Origin of the sequence: Paenibacillus sp. 3LSP (assembly GCF_032465655.1) — a bacterium.
Taxonomy (GTDB): domain Bacteria; phylum Bacillota; class Bacilli; order Paenibacillales; family Paenibacillaceae; genus Fontibacillus; species Fontibacillus barengoltzii.
In genome coordinates, this window is record NZ_JAWDJI010000094.1 from 1 (window position 1) to 3,348 (window position 3,348).

The 3,348-nt window shown below is 49.1% G+C and carries 4 protein-coding genes; 1 reads left to right on the forward strand and 3 read right to left on the reverse strand.

Going from position 1 to position 3,348, the window contains the following annotated elements; all coding sequences use genetic code 11:
- From RW092_RS07395 to RW092_RS07405, 3 genes are all read right to left on the reverse strand, one after another.
- Window positions 1-290: serine hydrolase (locus RW092_RS07395; RefSeq protein WP_410055518.1), on the reverse strand; the 290-nt coding region annotated here is incomplete at its 3' end.
- 261 nt (window positions 291-551) lie between these two features.
- On the reverse strand, window positions 552-2,195 hold the full coding sequence (locus RW092_RS07400) for an MDR family MFS transporter (RefSeq protein ID WP_016311252.1): 1,644 nt from the start codon (window positions 2,193-2,195) through the stop codon (window positions 552-554).
- Window positions 2,196-2,213: 18 nt separating this feature from the next.
- Window positions 2,214-2,651 carry a MarR family winged helix-turn-helix transcriptional regulator gene (locus RW092_RS07405; protein WP_009225490.1) on the reverse strand — a complete coding sequence of 146 codons (438 nt, stop codon included), beginning with the start codon at window positions 2,649-2,651 and terminating at the stop codon, window positions 2,214-2,216.
- A 383-nt stretch (window positions 2,652-3,034) separates the two neighbouring features.
- Here RW092_RS07405 and RW092_RS07410 point away from each other — a divergent pair.
- Window positions 3,035-3,348: IS1595 family transposase (locus RW092_RS07410; RefSeq protein ID WP_316009904.1), on the forward strand; the 314-nt coding region annotated here is incomplete at its 3' end.

Below are 3,348 nucleotides of genomic sequence, written 5' to 3' on the forward strand. Positions count from 1 at the left end.
CGTTCAGCCAGCAGCAAGGTCAGCGGCAGCGTCACCACGATCTTCGTCAGCGAGGCGCAGTCGAAGATCGTCTCAAACGAGACCGGCGTCTGCCCGGTGTCGTCATCCACGGCGTTGCCGCAGGCGAAGCGAATGCGCCTGCCGCGCCGGGACACGACCGCAACTCCGCCGGGAGTCTCCCCTGCGCTCACCGCTTCGCGCAGCGTGTTCCCGATCCATGGGACTCGGGCCGGGTCCAGTCCCATGGCTTCCGCCGCTTCCGTATCCTCGAGCCAGTTCACTTCGCTCATCTGCAACCCTCCTTGGCCTTACTTAAATCAGCTGATAGTTTTGCTCTTAGGGCAATTATAAAGACGTTGAAATTTTATTTCAATAAGAAAATATATTTTGAAATTTAATTCCGCAAAATTGTCCAATACTTCTCTTTAATCAACATTTTTCGCCACGTTTTTCTCACATCAACTTAACGCAAAAAGCCAGAGTTCTCGCATCCGAAATGCGAGAACCCTGGCTTGCTTTAACAGCTATGACTTACATAGAAAATTTTCTACTTAAGCTTGATGCGGAGCCGAAGCTTGTGCAGCTTGCACCGCACCTTCCTCGCCACCCTCTTTAGCGCTTTGAGGAGTTGGTGCCTGGTTCGAGGAACGAAGCGGCAGCTCGCGAAGGAAGAAGACCAGCACGAAGGCCACAACGAGCACCAATGTACCTGTTAAAAATACAGTAGATAACGTCGTTCCCAAGGCATCACGGATGCCTTGAATCATCTGCGCAAACAGCGGCTGTGCATCGGCCGGCAAACTAGCTTGCGTTTGCTCCAGCAGCGGTTTGTTCATCAACGTCTGCGGATTCGCGAAAGCCGTCATTTGCTGAACTACTTGCGGGTCCATCTGGCTCATATCCGGTGCAGACGAGGATTGCAGCGCCTCTTTCAGGTTTTTCGTCAAGTTGTTGGACATTACCGTCCCCATCACGGCGATCCCAATCGTACCGCCAAGGTTACGGAACAATTGCGTCGATGCAGTAACGACGCCCAGCTCTTTATGCGGCACGGCATTTTGCGTAGCCAGCGAGAACACCGGCATCCCAACGCCCAGGCCTAAACCAAATACGATCATACTAAGAATGGCAACCGGTACACTGTTCATGAAAATCATAATGACCATCCCGGCGATCATGATCGGAACGCCAAACAAGGCAAACTGTTTGTATTTCCCTTTCTTAGCAATCATTTGACCAGTGATAGCACTCGCGACAACCATGACGATAGACATCGGCATCGTTACGTAGCCCGCATAAGTCGGCGAAATGCCCAACACGCCCTGTACGAAGAACGATAGATAAATCAGGGCGCCCATCATCCCGAAGTTCATAATAAAACCGATAATATTCGAAATCGTCACCACATCGTTTTTAAACAAATGCATTGGCAAAATCGGATTTTTCGCCTTTAGTTCCACGAATACGAAGATCAAACCAGATACGACCGAGGCCACAAGCAGGCCGATGATTTGCGTCGAACCCCAAGCGTAGGTTGTTCCGGCCCAAGAGAAGGCCAACAGCAGCGGCACAATCGTCGTCGTCATGAATAGCGAGCCGACATAGTCGATACTTTGGGAGCTGCCGCGTTCCATTTTTGGAAACAGCGACAAAATCATAATAAATGCAACGATGCCCAGCGGCAGGAAGATCCAGAACAGCCAGTGCCAATCCATGTGATCGACGAGGTAACCGCCCAAGGTTGGGCCGAGCACGCTCGAGAAGCCGAAAATCGCGGTCATCAGACCCATCCATTTCCCACGTTCCCGCGGCGGGAACAAGTCACCTACAGCCGTAAAGGCCGTCGATTGGATAATCCCGGCACCGATCCCTTGAATCCCGCGGTAGGCGATGAACTGGAACACGTTCGAAGATGTCCCCGTCATAAATGCGCCCACCATAAAGAGCAATATCCCAATCAATAGAAACGGCTTCCGCCCGTACATATCGGACAACTTGCCGACCAAGACAGTAGCAATTGTGGACGTCAGCAAGTAAATGTTAATCGTCCAAGTATAATAGTCCATGCCGTCCAGAATCGAAATGATTCGCGGCATGGCTGTGCTCACGATCGTCTGGTTAATGGCGGCGAAGAACATCGCGGCCATGATAGCGATCATGATCGAAACTTTACGTTTAAGTGATAAATGTTCCATGTAGTTTCTCCATCTCCGTTATGATTTATTTTCTATATTTGCAAGCACCACGCCAAGAATTCGCCGCAAATGCTGTAGATCTTCCTCATGCAACTGATCAAAAATCCCCTCGAGCATCTCCTTCTGCCGCTCGGTGATCTGATTCATGATTTCTCTCCCCCGATCGGTAATCGAGATGTTGACAACCCGGCGGTCGTTCTCCCCGCGTTCACGGTTCACATATCCTTCCGTGACCAGCCGGTCCGTAATTCCCGTGATGGCTGCCGAGGTAATCCCCAAGCTCTCTGCAATCTGTGATACGGTATGCGTCCCGGAAGTATTGAGCATGTAGAGCATCTTATATTGCGGAAAACTAAGGTTAAACTCGCCCCCGCGTTTGTTCCACTCCTGGGTGATCGCCTTGAACAGCATTCGAAACATCGAGGTAACTTCGAACAGCTCTTCTTTTTTCACCATCGTCTCTCTCCTCCTTCCTGCCTTGAGCCTTTCGATTCGATTAATTTCATAATTTAATTACTTTACTACTTAAATATTTTAGCGGTTAATAATATACTCCTTAATAATTTTCGCGTCAAGCTTTCGTCCAAATATACTTTTTGGCAGCACAAAATGCAGTAACACTGTACAGTAACCCTGTACCCCTTTGCGCACCCCTTTTGCACCATTATCCCTTTCGTTCAGTAATTGGGGATTTATTCATTTAATTTATAGGGGATCATTTCATCCGACATATAGAAAAAGATAAAGTTTGGAATATTTTTCTTGATGAACGAACATATGTTTGGTATAATGAAATAAGAGAACGAATGTGCGCATTTCTGATTGTGGAGGGATCGGACATGGAGATCAGTACGAGTTCAGTGCTTCAATCTTTTAGCAGCCGTTTTCGAAGCGAAGCCGATTGCATCGAGGCGATCATCGCGATGAAGTGGCCAAATGGCTTTGTCTGCCCGCGCTGCGCTTATACCGAGTGCACCCGTCTGTCCACTCGACATATTCCTTTATTTGAATGTGGAAGATGCGGCTATCAAGCCTCGCCTTTGGTCGGTACCATTTTTGAAAGAACTCATCTGCCTTTGGTGAAGTGGTTTCAAGCACTGGAGCTGTTCCTGCTCCCAGATGGCATCTCGGCGCTGCGGTTGAGTCAGGTAAA